Consider the following 16,218-nt stretch of genomic DNA (forward strand, 5'->3'; position numbering starts at 1 on the left):
CTATAAATGAGCAAATTTGAAAAATTGCACAAAACTACGCCACGACCTTTACAAAGGAGTCAAAATCATTGCATTCCCTTGCACATTGATAGAGGGTCAGATATTTTTCCATCTGGATTATGTCACTGATCTTGTGATACCCTGTTTCAAAAGGACAGACTTCGCCAGTTCCAACAACACACATATAGTGTGCAAATGACATAATCAACCAATATCTTCGGATTCCCTGCGCAGAACGGATTTGATAGCTGTCCAACGCCAGTTTATCCTTACATTGGCGGAAAAACACCTCAATTGGCCACCTGCATACGTAATTGTCCAGGATTTCATTTGTGGATAAAGACACATCCATGCAAAGGAAAGCCCTTAGTGCTTTCGGTTTTCCAAATGCTTTTTCAGGATAGCTGAAAAGAACAATCGCGTTTTCTATGCCGTTGAGATTGCCTTCATATCGGTACACATAATAGTTTCTGCCTTTGACTGTCACAAGGTCAAAGTTCTTGTGTGTCACGGATAATTCGGCAGCCAGTTCGCTGAACTTCTTTTTCATTCCTAACGGGTACAGCAAACGATTTGTTTTCAAAGCACCAATGGTATGAAATCCTTGTACGGCAAAGGTGTTGATTATTTTTTCAGAAACGTACCAACAGTCACAAAGAAAATAGGACTTTATCGGAGGAACTGGCAGCTCCTTTGCGATATCCTGAACAATGTCAATTTTAGAAATCGACTTGTTGTACAGCACAAAAGCATAATTCAAAACAATGCCGTTACAGGAAAGCATAACCGAAACTGCCTGGTGCCCATAGTCCTGTTTTCCCTTCAAATGAGATTGATGAAAATACGCATCTTCAATCGGATGCAGGACCCGTGACGAAGGCTTTGTCTTTGAAGCTATCGTATCGTCAACAATACAGAAAACAGGTTTTCCGGTGCGGGCTGCTTCTGAATAAATAATCTCAATGACAGACTGTTTTAATGTATCTGAAAGCAACGATTCATCCCACTTTCCAGAGTTGAGGAAATGGGCAATTGTAGTTCTGTGGCAGAAACTGTTTTTAGCAAAATCCGTGGTTTTTCCATGGTATCCAGAAAGAAAGATGCTAATCAGGATACTCATAAGATGATTGATCATTCGATTAGAATATGATTTGCATAAATCTAATTTTTTAAACTGGTTGTATATGAATGTTGAATGATGTATAGTATTTGCAGGAGACACCTTCTTTCGTGAATGCTGTAAATGTTGGTTTGGTCACTTCCATTATACAACACAATCGAACTCAAGGTGTCTTTCTTTTATGCAAAATCACGAACTTGCTCATTTATAGATTATAACTTATTCTATAGTACCTATAGTGTTCTGTCAGTTTCTGGTTAAGTATACCTATTATCTTCTTTAGTGGTTGATTTTTGTTTGCATATAGCCATACCTTTGTGTCTTGGATTTTCTATCAGAATTTCTTTTATATTGACATTTACATCCATCAGTTCCTCTGTCCCTGAGCACACGGTTGACGTGTCCTCAGAAAGATCATTATTATGTAGCTCTCTTTCCGCCTTTGGCATTACCCAATCTCTTCAGTACTGTGAAGCTATCCGATTGCGTATTATTCGTAAATGCTCCAAAATTTCTATATTATTGGCTTTTCTACGATAATAAATAACGTAGTCAGGACAATATCAGTGAAAGCCTCCCTCAGTTTTTCCTTAACGACTTCATTTTCGTGCTGTTATAAATATGCGGACAAAGAAAGTATCTACCAGCACACTGCTATGGATATCATTCCGCAGAGGAAGTGGAGCAGCGTCTGAGACAGTCATTGATCCAGTCAATGTAAGATTTTTCCCGCATGATGGCACCCTCAAGAACCATGAAATCACCAAATTCACGGGTGCCGATGGCAGGAGCTGTATTGTGGTAGTGATCCAACATGATATCAGAAAGATACTGCTCTTTCAGGATATGTTTCTGAAGCTGATTTGTGAGATGGGTTTTTAACTGTTCCGGTGTCATGAAATCAGAGAAGTACATGCGAAGGCGGAATACGTCCTTCGGAGTTGCTTCCAGAGGTTCATCCTTCATGAGCCACTCTTGAAGTTGCTGTTTTCCGGCTTCCGTGATGGAGTAAAGCTTCTTCTCCAGCTTTTCTCCCTGGATGACCACTTCGCAGGTAACAAGTTTTTCTTCCATGAGGCGGCTAAGCTCCGGATAAACCTGGCTGTGCTTGGCATACCAGAAGTTTGCCAGATTGTTGCTGTTAAATTCCCGGGTAATATCATAACCAGTCATGGGCTCCCGGTTGATCAGGCCCAGGATGGCATATTTTAATGTTCGCATATGAGTGTCCTCCTGATATATAAAACGGCAGCTTCTTTCAGTGCTGACCGGATTGTGAATCACAACCTGTAATAATTGATATGTAAATTTTAACATAAAAATGCCAAATGAAAAACAACAAAATGATTTGTCATGTATTTTTCACAAAAACAGGAATTTGATATAGTGGAATACGCTGAAAAAGGCATTAAATTACATGTATATATTTACATGTTTCTTTGTACATGTTATAATACGTTAAGATTATAACGTAAAAAACATGCTTTTTATATAAAAGAGGAGGTATTTTATTATGGCTAAGTTTATTACTGCAAAAGAAGCAGCACAGCTGATTCCGGATCATGCAACAGTTGGTGTTGCGGGCATGGGACTTTCCGGGTGGCCGGAGGAGATTGCCTGTGCGATTCGCGATAATTTTGCAGAGACCGGACATCCGTGTGACCTGAATTTAAAGCAGGCAAGCGCACTGGGGGACTGGGGGTACGGAAACAAGTTTAACGGTTGGGACAGAAACCCGCTCCCGGAGGCAGATACCGAACATGGAAACCGCGGTGTTACCCGTTTCGGTGAGGCAGGACCGGGACTGATCACGAAGTGGACCAGTGCTCATATCGGAAGTGCTTTCACGCTTTGCGATCAGGCACGCCAGAACCAGATTGCGACCCACTGCCTGCCGCAGGGTGTTATCATTAACCTTTGGAGAGAATGTGCAGCCGGCCGGCCGGGCCTTATTACCAAGACTGGCCTTGGTACTTTTGTAGATCCGCGTGTGGAAGGCGGGTGCATGAATGACTGTGCAAATTCTGAGGAAGTTGTAAAGCTTGTAGAATTCAACGGGGAAGAATACCTTTTCTATCCGGCATTCAGATGTGATGTTGCACTGCTTCGCGGAACCATCGCAGATGAAAACGGAAATATTTCTTTTGCCCATGAGAGTGTGATGAATGAAGGCTTTGAGGTAGCAGCGGCAGTCAAGAACAATGGCGGTATTGTTATCGTACAGGTTGAGTACCTGGCAAAGAAAGATACCTTAAATCCGAAGGATGTTAAGATTCCAGGAAAATTAGTCGACTATGTGGTACAGGCAAAGGATCCGAAGTCCTGCTGGCAGGCTGAGGGAACTTACTGGGAGCCGTCTTATTCCGGACAGATCAAGATTCCGTTAGACAGCATCCAGCCTCTTCCATTCGATGAGAGAAAGGTTGTCTGCAGACGCTGCGCTATGGAGTTAAGAAAGGGTGACCTCATCAACCTGGGCGTCGGCATGCCGGCTGACATTGCAAAAGTTGTTGCTGAGGAAGGTCTCATTGAAGATGTGACCATGAGTACCGAGAGCGGTATGGTAGGCGGTGTTCCGTCTGCACTGCCGAGCTTCGGAAGCGCTTATAACCCGGAAGCAATCCTCTCTCCTCACGAGATGTTTGACTTGATCAGCGGCGGCGGTCTGAACATGACCTGCCTGGGCATCGGTGAAGTTGACGGAGACGGAAACAACAACGTAAGCCGTATGGGCAAGAGACTGACCGGACCTGGCGGATTCATCGATATCACTGCAGCAACCCCGAAGGTTATCTTCGCAGGTACCCTTATGGGCAAGGCAAAAGTGAAAGTCGGCGGTGGAAAGCTGGAGATCGTAGAAGAGGGAACCATTCAGAAATTCGTAGAGAAAGTCGGACAGATCACCTTCTCCGGACAGTACGCACCGGACAATCAGGAAGTTCTGTACGTGACCGAGCGTGCAGTATTCCAGCTGATCGACCACAAGATGACCCTGATCGAGATCGCACCTGGCATTGACCTGCAGAAAGACGTTCTGGATCACCTCGGATTTACTCCGGTTATCTCTCCGGACTTAAAAGAGATGGATCCTGGTATCTTTGAAGAGCACTGGGGCGGACTGAAAGGGTACTTAAAATAAAGGCAGCATGATCTTGAAAAAGAGGCTGGAAAGCAAAACGCTTTCCGGCCTTTTTTCATGCCTTGCAGCACTTGGATGGATGTCAGCGGCAGATCCTGCAGATTGCCCGTGATTCAGCAAAAATGATGAATGAAGCGTCATGATGAACAGAAAAACGGAAATAAATATGCACAGTGCACATTTTGAAACAATGAAATGTGGGCGCTTTCTCTCTGTTTTTTCTACATGGATTGCGATAAAATTAGCACAACTTACAACGAAGACGATAAAACATAAAGGGGGATGAATTGTATGTTGACTGCTGTAGGTTTTCTCATGTTGTTGATCATCGTGGTACTGTTGTTAACCGGCAAGGTTTCTTTACCACCGATCTTTGTTGTAGTTCCGGTAGTAGCCTGCCTCATCTGTGGATTTGGTCTGGCTCAGATCAATGATTTTATCGGAACTGGTCTGAAGAGCGTACTGAACACGGTAGCACTCTTCACGTTTTCGGTACTGTATTTCAGTATCCTGAATGATGTCGGAATGTTCGATGTCATTGTAAGCAAACTGATGCGTTATCTTGGTAACAAAGTTGAAGTGGTTATGTGGATCACCTGCCTGGTAGCAACCATTTCCCATCTGGATGGTTCCGGTGCAACCACCATGCTGGTAACCATTCCGATGATGCTTCCGATCTACAAGAAAATGAAGATCCGCCCGCAGGCACTGCTTTTATTAGCAGCTATCTGTTCCGGTTCCATGAACATGACTCCGTGGTGTTCTTCCGTATTGCGTCTTACTTCCGCAACTGGCGGCGATGCAATGGAATTATGGCGTTATGTCCTGCCGTTACAGGTTATCTGCCTCATCTTAAGCTACCTGATCGTAATCCCGTTAGCAAAACTGGAGCGTAAGAATGGCGCAGGCATGACCGAAGAAGAGTTCAAGGCATTAAAGGCAACCTTAAACCAGCCGGTAGAGACCAAAGTTTCCATGAAGGTTATTTACTTTGATATCATCCTTACGGTTGCAATCCTGATTGCAATGTTATCCGGTGTTGTAAAATCCAACCTTGGTTTCATGGTAGCTCTTGCAGTTGCCCTGGTCGTAAACTTCCCGAATCCGAAGGATCAGACAAAGAAAGTCAAAGAGTTCGGTGGTACAGCCCTGAACATGATTATGATCATCTTCTCCATCGGTGTTCTGGTTGGTGTATTAAAAGACAGTGGCATGATGGATGGCATGGTAGCCCTGATCCTTGCAATCATTCCGGAGAGCCTTGGCAGCCACATCACCTGGATCATCAGTGCACTCAGCGTTCCGTTGTCCATGTTCCTTGGTTCCGATACCGTGTACATGGCAGTTGCCCCGATCATGGCAAACGTTGTTACCGCATACGGTTCCACCATGCTTCAGCTGAATGCAGCATTCCTGATCGGTGCATGTCTGTCCGCAAACCTCTGCCTGGTTGGTCCGACTCCGTACCTGGCATTAGGTCTTGCAGATGTCGATATGCCGTCTAACTTAAAATACTGCTTCCCGTGGGTATTTGGCATGAGTTTACTCGTATCTGTGATCGCAGGTGTGATCGGTGTGATCCCGTTCTAAAAAACATATTTCATGTAGAGAAAAAGAGCAGGCGCGTTCAGGTGTCTGCTCTTTTTTCATTCTCTTTTTCCATATTTCTTTTCAATACCAGGATATCTTCATGACAGTATCTGGACATGTATTCGATGACACGGCAGCTGAATAAAAGACGCTCCCGCAGCATCGGCTCATCCAGGCTGCTGTCGATGATTTCCTCAATTTTATGTACTTTATTTAACATGGTGTTGCGGTGGATGAACAGGGATTTCGCTGCTTCCGTAGTATTACGTTCGTGCTCTAAGTAAGCCTGGAGGATCTGCACCAGGTTGGTGTTGTGCTTTTTATCATATAAGAGAAGTCCTACCAGTTCATTGTTGCACAGGTGTACCAGATTGCGGCTGCCAAGTTTCTGCATGGAAGATTCTGCTGCCATTTCGATGATGTGGTAGATGCTGTAATCTTCATAATAATAGATCCGTTTTGCAGGGTGCATTTTCTGTCCGATGCGCAGTGCTTCATGGGTCTGGTGGTAGACCGGCGGAAGAGACATTAAAAATTCTGAAGCATTTCCGACACAGGCAAACCCGTTGTAGCTTTCCAGGAGTTTCAACAGCGTTTCCTGGTTAAAGGAGAGGCGGCTGCGGCGCTTCATTTTCCGGATCAGAAGCAGAATTTCGCCTTTATAAGTGGTAATGTTGCTGAACGGAAACAGGTATTCCAGCTGATTGATGATGTAGTTCCATGGAATATTTTTGTTGCGTTCGGTGTCCGATGGGAAATTGATCAGCATAACGTGGTAATAACGTCTCGTGGCCAGTTTGATCTGCTTGAGACGCTGCTGCAGCTCTTCTTCGTTGGCGATGCGGCACTCGATCAGATCGGCGGCAAGCGCGCCGAACTGGGCATTTCCGCTGTAGTCGGTGCGATGGTTGCTGAGCATATAATCTGCAACATAGCGGGAAAGCAGTTCATTGAAGTCGGATATACAGGGATCTGTCGCTGGTCCGTCTAAGATCACGCAGAGGCGGGCTACCAGTTCTCCGCGATAGTGGATCAGACGGACAATGGTATAGTTATGGCTGAGATCGGAAATATACTCGGCATATTCCATGTTTTCTCCGCGTTTCACAACCTGCTGGTGATGGATGGACTGGATGGTGTCGAAAGACTGGTAGCCGTTTTCTCTAAGCTCATCTGCGGTAGAGTCCTGGATATGAGGGTCGTAAACGGCTGCTATTTTTTTGTAACCGGCATTGACCAGAAGAATGGTAGCCGGAAGTTCTTTGTAAGCCTGTTCCAGAAGTGCCTGCAGTCCGGCATTGGTATCTACGATTCGCTGCAGTCCGGTATCCCAGACACGGAACCGGTGGAGATATTCGTGGACACGATTGTAAAGTTCCAAAACCGGCAGGGAGGTCTCTATTAATGTGATATGTTCAGGAATGCAGATGTCTGCGAGAACACTGCAGGGACCGGCAGAAATGAGGCAGATACCGGCTGCCGGAGCTGTTTCCTGACTGGTGGCTGCGGACGGTTTCTGCTCATATTCCGCAGAATGTGTCATACTTTCCAGGATTTGCGTGACGATGTCTGAAGTTCCGATGTAAAGATACTCGGAGGAGAGTGCTGCGTCAGGGCTGGTGAGCAGAACGATACCGCCGTCGGAGGCAAGTTCTTTGGTTCCGGGGTGGTTTACCAGGATAATATCTTTCAGCCATGCATTCAGCATGGCGCGGGTGTACATACTCATGGAAAGTTCCTTTCATTATGTAGATTGTGATTCCACGGATTATAGTAGGAAAATAAGAGGGTTCTGTCAAGAAAAATGTGTGGATCTCACATATAAAAATAAAATTAGAAGCAAAAATGGGCATGGTGCACATAAAAACTGAAAAAAGGTATGCGCATTAGCCCTGTCAGAACCGTAGAAAGTAAGGTACAATAAAGAACAGATAGAAGAATACATCAGTCTGCATAAGCAGATTCACCTTTGTATTCAGAAAGAGGGGGGAAACTATGTCAGATGGATCGAACAAAGATCCGCAGCGTGCCCTGGTTTTTGCCACGGGCGACATCATTGTCGATGAGCCGGATCCTTATTCCTTTTTTGAGCCATCACGGGAACTGTTGTCTTCCGGCGATTTTGTGATCGGACAGATCGAGGTTCCTCATACGGACCGTGGAGAGGCAAACAGTACGGACATTCCGGCACCGCCTGCGGCACCGGAAAATTTAAATCCATTGAAAGACTGTGGATTTAATCTCTGCACCACCTGCGGCAACCACGCCCACGATAACGGGGTACCGGGAATTGTAGATACCCTGGATAAATTAAGAAGTCTTGGAATTGCGGTAACCGGAACCGGAAGAAATATCCAGGAGGCCAAAACGCCTGCGATTGCAGAGCGGAAAGGAATCCGGGTAGGTCTGATCGGTTACAATGCGGTTGGACCGAGGGAAGGCTGGGCAACCTCCCATAAGGCAGGCGTTTCTTACGTGCAGATCCTGACGCACCATGAGCCATCGCCGCGGGCGACACCGGGACTTCCGGCGCGGGTTTACACATTCCCGGAACCGGATTCCGTGGAAGAGATGCAGGAGGAGATCCGGGCAGCGCGAAAAGAGTGCGATGTGTTGTTTGTGGCGCTTCACAAAGGAATGGTACATACCCATGCAGAACTGCAGATGTATGAAAAACCACTGGCGCATGCCGCAATCGATGCCGGGGCAGATGCCGTGATCGGACATCATGCCCATATTCTCCGCGGAATTGAAGTATACCGTGGAAAACCAATTTACCACAATCTTGGCAACTTCGTCTGTGTAACCCATGCATTAACACCGACTGGCGATAATAACAGCCCGGAGCGGCTGCGCTGGATCGCACAGCGCAAGAAACTGTTTGGTTTTACGCCGGATCCGGACATGCCATTTTATGCATTCAATCCGGAAAGCAGAAAGACCATGCTGGCCCGTATGGAAATCACAAAAGAGGGAGTTTCGGAGTTTGGATTTGTTCCGTGCTATATCAACAAAAAAGGAGCACCGGAAGTTCTTACGACCTATGAGGAAGCCAAAGAGGTTATAGAATATGTACGTCAGATTTCCGAAGAGGAAAAGCTTCACATCCGTCTGGTGTGGAGAGATGGCTGGGTACAGGTTCTAGAAGAAGAATAAGAAAGGATGTGACACACCGATGAGCATTCGTAATTGTGCTTTGGAGAGCAAAGCCTTTACTGCTTTGAAAGAAGTCTGGGATCACCGGGACGCAGAAGCTGCAAAGTGGCGCGCCCAGGGGAAAAAAGTAGTTGGTAAACTGGGATTTGATGTCCCGGATGAACTTTTGATCGCAGCAGACATGCTGCCGGTTCAGATCTATGCAGATCCGGACCGCTCGCTCGAGGAAACCAACAAATATCTGGAATACGCTTTTGAGCCGGTTGTCCGTGCGCAGTTTGAAAAACTGATCGACGGCACCTATGGAGAACAGCTGGATGCGCTGGCAATCTCCAACAGTACCGACGTGGTAATCCGTATTTTCCTGTATTTAAGAGAACTGCACCGTGTAGAACCGGAGAAGAACCTTCCTCCGTTTGCATTCATTGACTGGCTGTTTACCAGACACCAGATGCACCAGAAGCGGAATGAATTTGTCATGGACCTGTTCCGCAAACAGGTAGAAGAGTGGGCCGGACATGAGATCACGGATGAAGCAATCCGTGAAGCCGGAAAGATCTGTAACGAAAACCGTCAGGCACTGCGCGAGATGGCAGCCCTCCGCCATGGCGATGAGGTACATATTGCCGGAAGCGAAGCGATGGTGATCATCGGAGCCGGACTTTTCATGGAGCGTACAGCCCACACCGAGCTGGTGCGTCAGGTTACGGAAGACGCAAAGAGCTGGCCGGTACTGGAAGGACCGCGTGTCTTCTACACCGGAGCAGAGCATGAAGATACCGCACTCTACGAGAAGATCGAGGCACAGGGTCTTGTGGTCGTCGGAGAAGATACCAACTGGGGAGACCGTTATTACAACCGTGACTTCAACCTGGAGTATCCGGTAACCCGTGCGCTGGTAGACCGTTACATGCTGAGAGAGTTTTCTGCGAAGAAGGCATTTGTATCCCAGCGTGTGGAGGCACTGGACCGTGAGGTGGAGGAGACCAAGCCGGAGGCAGTCATCTTCTATACCAACCTTTACGATGAGGTTGCTACTTGGGATATGCCAAACCAGAGAAAGAGTCTTGCAGCCCGCGGCATCAAGTCCTGCACCTTTGGCAGAATGCTCTGGCCGGCAGCAAAAAATGAAGATCTGGACGAAAAACTCGCTGCATTTGCAGAAGAACTGAAAGCAGGAAAAGGAGGGGATCAGTGATGCCAGAAGAAAAGAAAGCAACCGGATCAAAATCCTCCGTTGTGAAAAAACTGAAAGCAACCGCAGCAGCAGGTGCTTACCAGAAACAGTGGTTCTTTGATATGAAAGCCCGCGTAGAGCGGGAAGGATGCGATTTCGCGATCCTGAATGCCGATGTGCCGATGGAAATCTTCCGTGCCATGGACATTCCGTTTGTTGTAAACCAGTGGTGGGCTGCAATCTGCGGAGCAAAACGTATGACCCGCAAGTATGCCCAGCTGATGACAGACAATGGCTATCGCAATGACTTAAACAGCTACGATGCGCAGGCACTGGCAGAGAGCTTTGACCCGGATGACCACAAGCTGGACGAAGAGGGCAAGCCTCTTGGACCGTGGGGCGGACTTCCGAAGCCGACCATCAGCATTACCCGTCTGACCGGTGACTGCCAGAGCAAGATCTTTGGGCTGATCGCACAGAACTATGGTGCTGATCTGTACGTCATGGAAAATACGGTTGCAAGAAAGACCCCGTTAAACTGGTATGAGCTGACTGCAGACCGCTGGGAAGAGCTGTACGATAAAGACCGTATCGACCTGGCAGTCGAAGAGCTGAAAGCCCTGATCAGCTATCTGGAGATGAAGACCGGAAAGATGATGGATATGAACAAGCTCCAGCATGTCATGGACCTGATCAATGAGCAGGAAGGCTACTATAAAAAGATCCGTGATATGATCGCTGCAAGCCATCCGGTTCCGGTTACCGTAGTGGATACCATCAATGCTGTCATGCAGGCACAGTGGCAGCGCGGTACCGAGTGGGCAGCTACACACGCAAAGAGCCTCTATGAAGAGATCAAAGAGCTGATCGATAAAGGTGAGGCTGCTGTTCCGAATGAGAAATATCGCCTGATGTGGCTTGGCCGCGGTATGTGGCAGGATTTCGGTTTCTATCAGCGTTTTGAGCAGAAGTATGGCGCAGTCTTCATGTGGTCCATGTACCTGGCTATGGGTGCTGACGCGTATATCCGCAATCATGTGGAAGAAGATCCGCTTCGTGCACTGGCAGCCCGTTTCATCGGAATGGAAGATTTCCTCCATATGCCGCCGTGGAACAGTGAGTGGTTCGTACAGCAGGCAAAGCAGAACGATATCGACGGTGTCGTTTACATGATCCCGGAGAACGATATGCAGGCTGTTGAGGGAAGCTATTTCATTAAGAAACGTCTAGAAGAGGCTGGATTCCCGGTTCTTGCATTCCATGCAGATCCGGTCAACCCGCGCAAGTGGAATGCGGAGACCATGACCAATCTGGTCGATGAGTTCATTGAGAACCGCGTCATTCCAAACAAAGAGGCGAAAGAAGCAAAAAAATAAAGCAATAAAAAATTTTGTCTGTCCGGCATAGCACGATCTGCGAAAGCCGGGCAGATAAACAAAATAAAAACAGAAATCAACTTTGGCGAAAACAAGAATTGGAGGAATGTAATTATGGCATGTAAAGGACCGCTTTCTGGATACCGTGTACTGGATATGACTCAGTTTGAGTCTGGTACTGTTTGTACGGAGACTCTGGCATGGCTGGGCGCAGAAGTATTAAAAGTTGAGCGCCCGGTAAAGGGGGAGCTGGGACGTTATTCCCAGGCAAATCCGGGTGTTGATACCTATGGATTCCTGGTTATGAATATGAATAAGAAATCCATTACCTGCAACGCAAAATCTCCAGAAGGACTGCAGCTGTTAAAGGATCTCGTTGCAAAGAGCGATGTCATCGTAGAGAATATGGGACCGGGATCCATGAACAACCTGGGTCTGACCTATGAGGCTTGTAAGGAAATCAATCCGAAGATCATTTATGCCAGCTTAAAGGGCTTTGCACAGGATGGTCCGTACAAAGATTACCCGGCATTTGACCCGATCGCAACCCACACCGGTGTTATGGTTTCTGCAACCGGACTTCCGGATCAGCCGATCAAGTGTGGTATTTCCGTAGCAGACTCCGGTACCGGTATTACCCTTGCCATGAGTATCATTGCAGCACTCTTACAGCGTGAGCGCGAGGGCATTGGCCAGCGTGTAGACGTTGCAATGCAGGATTTCATGATCGGACTTTCCCGTTCCCAGTGGGAGCCGTATTACAATAATGGCATGGTTCCGAACCGCCGGGTTGGCAATGGCATGCCGCTTGAAGACGTAGCACCGTCTGACACCTACCCATGTAAGCCATTTGGAAAGAATGATTATGTTCATATTTATTGCAGCCGTCATCCGGGCAGCAAACAGTGGGATAATCTCTGTGATGTCATCGGACGTCCGGATTTAAAACAGGATGTATGCCCGGAGATGGCAACTCCGCGCAGTCGTTATGAACACAGAGATATCTGTGATGGTGCGATCAAAGACTGGTTAAAGGATTACGATAAGTTTACCGCTATGGATATCCTGTGTAAGGCAGATATCCCGGCAGGCGCACTGCTTTCCGTAGATGATATTACAAAGGATCCGCAGTATTATGAGCGTGGCATGATGGTTGAAATTGATCATCCGCAGCGCGGCAGGGTGAAGCTTCCGGGATTCGCTCCGAGAATGAGCGCAGTGAAGGTAGAATACGAGTGCAGTCCGGAGCTTGGAGGCAGTAATGAAGAGGTATACGGCGGCATGTTAGGGCTGACAGAAAAACAGCTGGAAGAGCTGAAAAATAAGAAAGTGATTTAAAACGTTAAAAACATAACGGGAAAAGAAAAGTGCAAAAATTCTCTGTTTAAATTTTGTTAAAATCCCCTATATCAGTTTTGACATATCTATATTTACATAATTTTTAGGGTACGTTATAATATTATCAACTACAAAAAAGGGGAAGATATAAAATATGAAGATGTTAATGAGAATACTGTTGTACTGTGTCGGACTTATGTTTCTGGCGTTCGGCGTAGCTTTTTCCGTGAATTCCAACCTGGGCGTATCCCCGGTCAATTCGCTTCCGTATGTGATTTCGCTGATCCTGAAGGTGGATCTTGGCCGTTGCATCGTTGGTGTGTTTGTAACCTACATGATTGTGCAGGTCATCATCAAGCGGAAGGAGTATAAGTGGATCAACTTAACCCAGCTGATCTTTTCCACGATCTTTGGCTATTTTGCAGATTTCGCAAAAGGTGTCATGCATGGATTTGTGATCCCGACTTATTTTGGACAGCTTCTTATGATGGCGATCAGTATTGTGCTGGTAGCCATTGGTGTGGCAATCTACATGGATGTGAAGCTGGTCAATATGCCGATGGAGGGCATGACGCTTGCAATCAGCGACTGCTTCCCGAATATCGAGTTTCACAAGATCAAGATCATTGTAGACTGTTCATCTGTGGCAGTCGGTGTGGTGTTATCCTTTCTGTTTATGCACGGTCTGTTCGGTATCCGCGAGGGCACCATTTTAAGCGCGCTTCTGGTTGGAAAACTTCTTCCGGTGGTAAAGAAAAAGATAAGTCCGGTTATACAGAAGCTTTGTTTTTAAATCGAAAAAACTGCAAATGTAAAAATGAAAAACCCGGGAGTGCCGTATGGTACGGCTCCCGGGTTTTGGTGTTTGCTGGTGTGCAGCCGCGCCTCAGCGCGAGAATGTGCCAATGCACATTTTTTTCAGTGGGTCTGTCCTTCTGCGGTACGGATATCTTCCTCATATTCTCCAATGGCTGCAATGGCTGCCTCAATGCCGTGGGCGATGTCCTTTAGGTTCATAGACGGTGCCGGTGCCGGTCTTCCAACTACCTGCTCTGGAATGAACGGAACGTGCATAAAGCCGCCGCGTACGCCCGGATATTCTTTGGCCAGGGTGTAGAGTACGCCGTACATTAAGTGATTGCAGACGAAGGTTCCGGCTGTGTTGGAGACGCTGGCGGGAAGGCCTGCCTCACGGATGTGCTGCACCATAGCTTTGATCGGAAGATCGGAAAAATAGGCCGGAGCACCGTCCTCATAGATCGGCAGATCGATCGGCTGGTTGCCTTCGTTGTCTTTGATACGGGCATCGTCGAGATTGATGGCTACGCGTTCCGGGGTGATGTCGTAGCGTCCGCCGGCCTGGCCGATGCAGAGCACTGCGTCTGGTTTCTCTTTTGCAATGGCAGCAGCTACGGTAGCGATGGATTTGCGGAAGACGGTCGGAACCTCAAGCTTTACCACCTCTACGTTTCCGACTTTTTCAGAGACCAGCTTTACGGCTTCCAGAGCCGGATTGACTTTGTCTCCGCCAAAGGGATCAAATGCGGTTAAAAGAAGTTTCATGGAAAAACCTCGCTTTCATGTAAAAATGTGGACAGTTGCAGTAAGCTTCAGAGTACCTGATTTAGAATGCCAGGAAATACATGAGTAAAATATGAATGACCAGCATGGTGAGGGCCACCGGGATCTGGGACCTGATGACTGCATACTTGCTCTTTGTCTCGAGCAGTGCCACCGGCACGATATTGAAGTTTGCGGCCATCGGGGTCATCAGGGTACCGCAGTAGCCTGCGGTCAGACCAAGCGCGCCGATAACAACCGGGTTTGCGCCCTGCGCGATCAAAAACGGAATGCCGATTCCGACTGTGATAACAGAGAACGCCGCAAAGCCGTTGCCCATGATCATGGTGAACAGTGCCATGGAAACGCAGTATACGGCGGTAGCCGCAAACAGGTTACCGGTCGGGATTACGGCGCTGACGCCGTGGGCAATGACATCACCGACACCGGCAGCTGTAAAGAGGGAACCGAGAGCGGCTAAAACCTGCGGCAGGATGCCGGTCACGCCGACATTGTCTACGAGGCGGGTTCCGTCTGTAACCGCGTAGGATGGTTTGGTCTTAAACAGAAGCAGTGCCACAAGGAGGGCAATGGTTCCGGAAATACCGATGGCATTATTGGCGCCGAGTACCTTTAAGAAGGTTGCAACCAGCACCGCGGTGACTGCCAGGGTAAGCGGCGGAATGAATACGGCGTAGCCGGTCTTGTCTGCTGCTTTCCGGGTTTCTGCGGCTTGCGGTACATCACTTTTTGACGGAGCGACAAGACGCAGCGCGGTGAGCGCTGCCATCAGGACCACACAGGCGCCGGTGATCCAGCGCGGAAGATGGGCTCCGGCAATGAAGGTGAATGCCAGGATAAACCAGAACAGCGCGGTAGTATGTTTTTTTGTGCAGTCCGGATCTTTTAACGCCTTCACGCCGTTGGAAATAAAGAAAAGGCCGATGATGCAGTAGAAAATCTCCGAGACGATGGTGCTTACGGTCCAGGTCATATTACATTTCCTCCTGTTTCTTCCGGTCTGAGAACCGGCGTTTTAAAATCTGGTCAAAGATCAGGGCATAGATCACGCCGACAATAACAGCGAACACGGCAATCGGTACGGACTGTCCGGCAATCTGCAGGGCATCTACCGGATATCCCTGCTCAGTCAGGGTGGAGACGATCAGCAAAGTGCCGGAGGAACCCATGAAGCAGTTCTGTGCAAAGAAGTTTCCGTAGTTTTCACTTCCGGCACACATGCCCTTGATATCATCCTCCGTCTTTTCATCCAGCTTGCCATACTGAACTACGGCAGCAGCCTGGGCCATCGGATTGATCAGCGGGCGGATGAACTGCGGATGTCCTCCGATACGCAGGGAGAAGGCGGATGCAAGGGTACGGATGATCTGCCAGATGGCGATCAGGCGGCCGGTGGTCGCATTCTTTAAGGACGTGATAAAGTCTACGGCCTTATCCTTCAGACCGTTCCGTTCACAGATTCCGATGACCGGCAATGTGAGAATGAAAAGAGTGGCGGTACGGTTTGTGATAAATGCGGTGCCGAGGGTTTCAAGAATCTTCATAGGGCTCATGCCGGCTACAAGTCCGGTTGCCAGACCGGCCACAACAACAACGGCGAGCGTGTCGAGCTTTAAAATAAAGCCGACGATGACGATCAGGACACCGATCAGTTTGATAACTTCCATAAAAAACCTCCTTATGTGATGTTTGCAACTGTGTGGAAGCTGGATACAGTTGCGGTCTTAATGAAATCTTAACA

At 47.8% G+C, this 16,218-nt stretch carries 13 protein-coding genes; 7 read left to right on the forward strand and 6 right to left on the reverse strand.

All coding sequences use genetic code 11. The annotated features are described in order from the left end of the window. Window positions 1-34 precede the first annotated feature (34 nt). Both ACMP1L_RS06235 and ACMP1L_RS06240 read right to left on the reverse strand, forming a co-directional pair. Entirely contained in the window at window positions 35-1,120 is a 1,086-nt protein-coding gene (locus ACMP1L_RS06235) for a transposase (protein ID WP_418452383.1), read from the reverse strand. A 663-nt stretch (window positions 1,121-1,783) separates the two neighbouring features. Next, window positions 1,784-2,341 (reverse strand): PadR family transcriptional regulator, encoded by a 558-nt coding sequence (locus ACMP1L_RS06240; RefSeq protein ID WP_177304392.1) that lies wholly within the window; start codon window positions 2,339-2,341, stop codon window positions 1,784-1,786. 292 nt (window positions 2,342-2,633) lie between these two features. On the opposite strand from ACMP1L_RS06240, the gene ACMP1L_RS06245 reads away from it, so the two are divergent. Both ACMP1L_RS06245 and ACMP1L_RS06250 read left to right on the forward strand, forming a co-directional pair. Further along, complete coding sequence (locus ACMP1L_RS06245) at window positions 2,634-4,259, forward strand: acyl CoA:acetate/3-ketoacid CoA transferase (RefSeq protein ID WP_418452385.1); 1,626 nt, start codon at window positions 2,634-2,636, stop codon at window positions 4,257-4,259. Between the two features lie 291 nt (window positions 4,260-4,550). Further along, window positions 4,551-5,849 (forward strand): SLC13 family permease, encoded by a 1,299-nt coding sequence (locus tag ACMP1L_RS06250; RefSeq protein ID WP_418452386.1) that lies wholly within the window; start codon window positions 4,551-4,553, stop codon window positions 5,847-5,849. Window positions 5,850-5,886: 37 nt separating this feature from the next. Here ACMP1L_RS06250 and ACMP1L_RS06255 read toward each other — a convergent pair whose 3' ends face one another. Further along, window positions 5,887-7,578, reverse strand: coding sequence for a PucR family transcriptional regulator (locus ACMP1L_RS06255; RefSeq protein WP_418452387.1), 1,692 nt, complete (start codon window positions 7,576-7,578; stop codon window positions 5,887-5,889). Between the two features lie 266 nt (window positions 7,579-7,844). On the opposite strand from ACMP1L_RS06255, the gene ACMP1L_RS06260 reads away from it, so the two are divergent. The 5 genes from ACMP1L_RS06260 (at window position 7,845) to ACMP1L_RS06280 (ending at window position 13,689) form a co-directional block, all read left to right on the forward strand. Beyond that, on the forward strand, window positions 7,845-9,005 hold the full coding sequence (locus ACMP1L_RS06260) for a CapA family protein (protein WP_418452388.1): 1,161 nt from the start codon (window positions 7,845-7,847) through the stop codon (window positions 9,003-9,005). A gap of 19 nt (window positions 9,006-9,024) precedes the next feature. After that, the gene (locus ACMP1L_RS06265) at window positions 9,025-10,203 is read left to right on the forward strand and encodes a 2-hydroxyacyl-CoA dehydratase subunit D (RefSeq protein ID WP_418452389.1); all 1,179 of its coding nucleotides are present in this window, start codon (window positions 9,025-9,027) and stop codon (window positions 10,201-10,203) included. Further along, a complete protein-coding gene (locus tag ACMP1L_RS06270; RefSeq protein ID WP_418452390.1) occupies window positions 10,203-11,558 on the forward strand; it encodes a 2-hydroxyacyl-CoA dehydratase subunit D in 1,356 nt (451 codons plus the stop codon). Before ACMP1L_RS06265 ends, ACMP1L_RS06270 begins: the two co-directional genes overlap by 1 nt. A 114-nt stretch (window positions 11,559-11,672) precedes the next feature. Next, on the forward strand, window positions 11,673-12,896 hold the full coding sequence (locus ACMP1L_RS06275; protein WP_118732085.1) for a CaiB/BaiF CoA transferase family protein: 1,224 nt from the start codon (window positions 11,673-11,675) through the stop codon (window positions 12,894-12,896). A 154-nt stretch (window positions 12,897-13,050) separates the two neighbouring features. Continuing rightward, window positions 13,051-13,689 carry a YczE/YyaS/YitT family protein gene (locus ACMP1L_RS06280; protein ID WP_118732086.1) on the forward strand — a complete coding sequence of 213 codons (639 nt, stop codon included), beginning with the start codon at window positions 13,051-13,053 and terminating at the stop codon, window positions 13,687-13,689. Window positions 13,690-13,814: 125 nt separating this feature from the next. Here the strand turns inward: ACMP1L_RS06280 and pcp are convergent, their stop codons facing one another. The 3 genes from pcp to ACMP1L_RS06295 all read right to left on the reverse strand — a co-directional run bounded on the left by pcp (window position 13,815) and on the right by ACMP1L_RS06295 (window position 16,144). Continuing rightward, window positions 13,815-14,459, reverse strand: coding sequence for a pyroglutamyl-peptidase I (gene pcp / locus ACMP1L_RS06285; RefSeq protein WP_177304400.1), 645 nt, complete (start codon window positions 14,457-14,459; stop codon window positions 13,815-13,817). Between the two features lie 61 nt (window positions 14,460-14,520). Beyond that, window positions 14,521-15,450, reverse strand: a complete 930-nt coding sequence (locus ACMP1L_RS06290; RefSeq protein WP_177304401.1) for a DUF979 domain-containing protein — start codon at window positions 15,448-15,450, stop codon at window positions 14,521-14,523. A gap of 1 nt (window position 15,451) precedes the next feature. Beyond that, window positions 15,452-16,144, reverse strand: a complete 693-nt coding sequence (locus tag ACMP1L_RS06295) for a DUF969 domain-containing protein (protein ID WP_118530402.1) — start codon at window positions 16,142-16,144, stop codon at window positions 15,452-15,454. Window positions 16,145-16,218 lie beyond the last annotated feature (74 nt).

This window comes from Ventrimonas sp., from assembly GCF_048380235.1.
Lineage (GTDB): Bacteria > Bacillota > Clostridia > Lachnospirales > Lachnospiraceae > Brotaphodocola.

What these genes read in the sequence shown, in the direction of transcription:
- ACMP1L_RS06250 (WP_418452386.1), top strand. Translation starts at nt 4,551, where the DNA reads ATGTTGACTGCTGTAGGTTTTCTCATGTTGTTGATCATCGTGGTACTG.
- ACMP1L_RS06265 (WP_418452389.1), top strand. Translation starts at nt 9,025, where the DNA reads ATGAGCATTCGTAATTGTGCTTTGGAGAGCAAAGCCTTTACTGCTTTG.
- ACMP1L_RS06290 (WP_177304401.1), bottom strand. Translation starts at nt 15,450, where the DNA reads ATGACCTGGACCGTAAGCACCATCGTCTCGGAGATTTTCTACTGCATC.
- pcp (WP_177304400.1), bottom strand. Translation starts at nt 14,459, where the DNA reads ATGAAACTTCTTTTAACCGCATTTGATCCCTTTGGCGGAGACAAAGTC.
- ACMP1L_RS06260 (WP_418452388.1), top strand. Translation starts at nt 7,845, where the DNA reads ATGTCAGATGGATCGAACAAAGATCCGCAGCGTGCCCTGGTTTTTGCC.
- ACMP1L_RS06235 (WP_418452383.1), bottom strand. Translation starts at nt 1,120, where the DNA reads ATGAGTATCCTGATTAGCATCTTTCTTTCTGGATACCATGGAAAAACC.
- ACMP1L_RS06275 (WP_118732085.1), top strand. Translation starts at nt 11,673, where the DNA reads ATGGCATGTAAAGGACCGCTTTCTGGATACCGTGTACTGGATATGACT.
- ACMP1L_RS06245 (WP_418452385.1), top strand. Translation starts at nt 2,634, where the DNA reads ATGGCTAAGTTTATTACTGCAAAAGAAGCAGCACAGCTGATTCCGGAT.
- ACMP1L_RS06280 (WP_118732086.1), top strand. Translation starts at nt 13,051, where the DNA reads ATGAAGATGTTAATGAGAATACTGTTGTACTGTGTCGGACTTATGTTT.
- ACMP1L_RS06295 (WP_118530402.1), bottom strand. Translation starts at nt 16,144, where the DNA reads ATGGAAGTTATCAAACTGATCGGTGTCCTGATCGTCATCGTCGGCTTT.
- ACMP1L_RS06270 (WP_418452390.1), top strand. Translation starts at nt 10,203, where the DNA reads ATGCCAGAAGAAAAGAAAGCAACCGGATCAAAATCCTCCGTTGTGAAA.
- ACMP1L_RS06240 (WP_177304392.1), bottom strand. Translation starts at nt 2,341, where the DNA reads ATGCGAACATTAAAATATGCCATCCTGGGCCTGATCAACCGGGAGCCC.
- ACMP1L_RS06255 (WP_418452387.1), bottom strand. Translation starts at nt 7,578, where the DNA reads ATGAGTATGTACACCCGCGCCATGCTGAATGCATGGCTGAAAGATATT.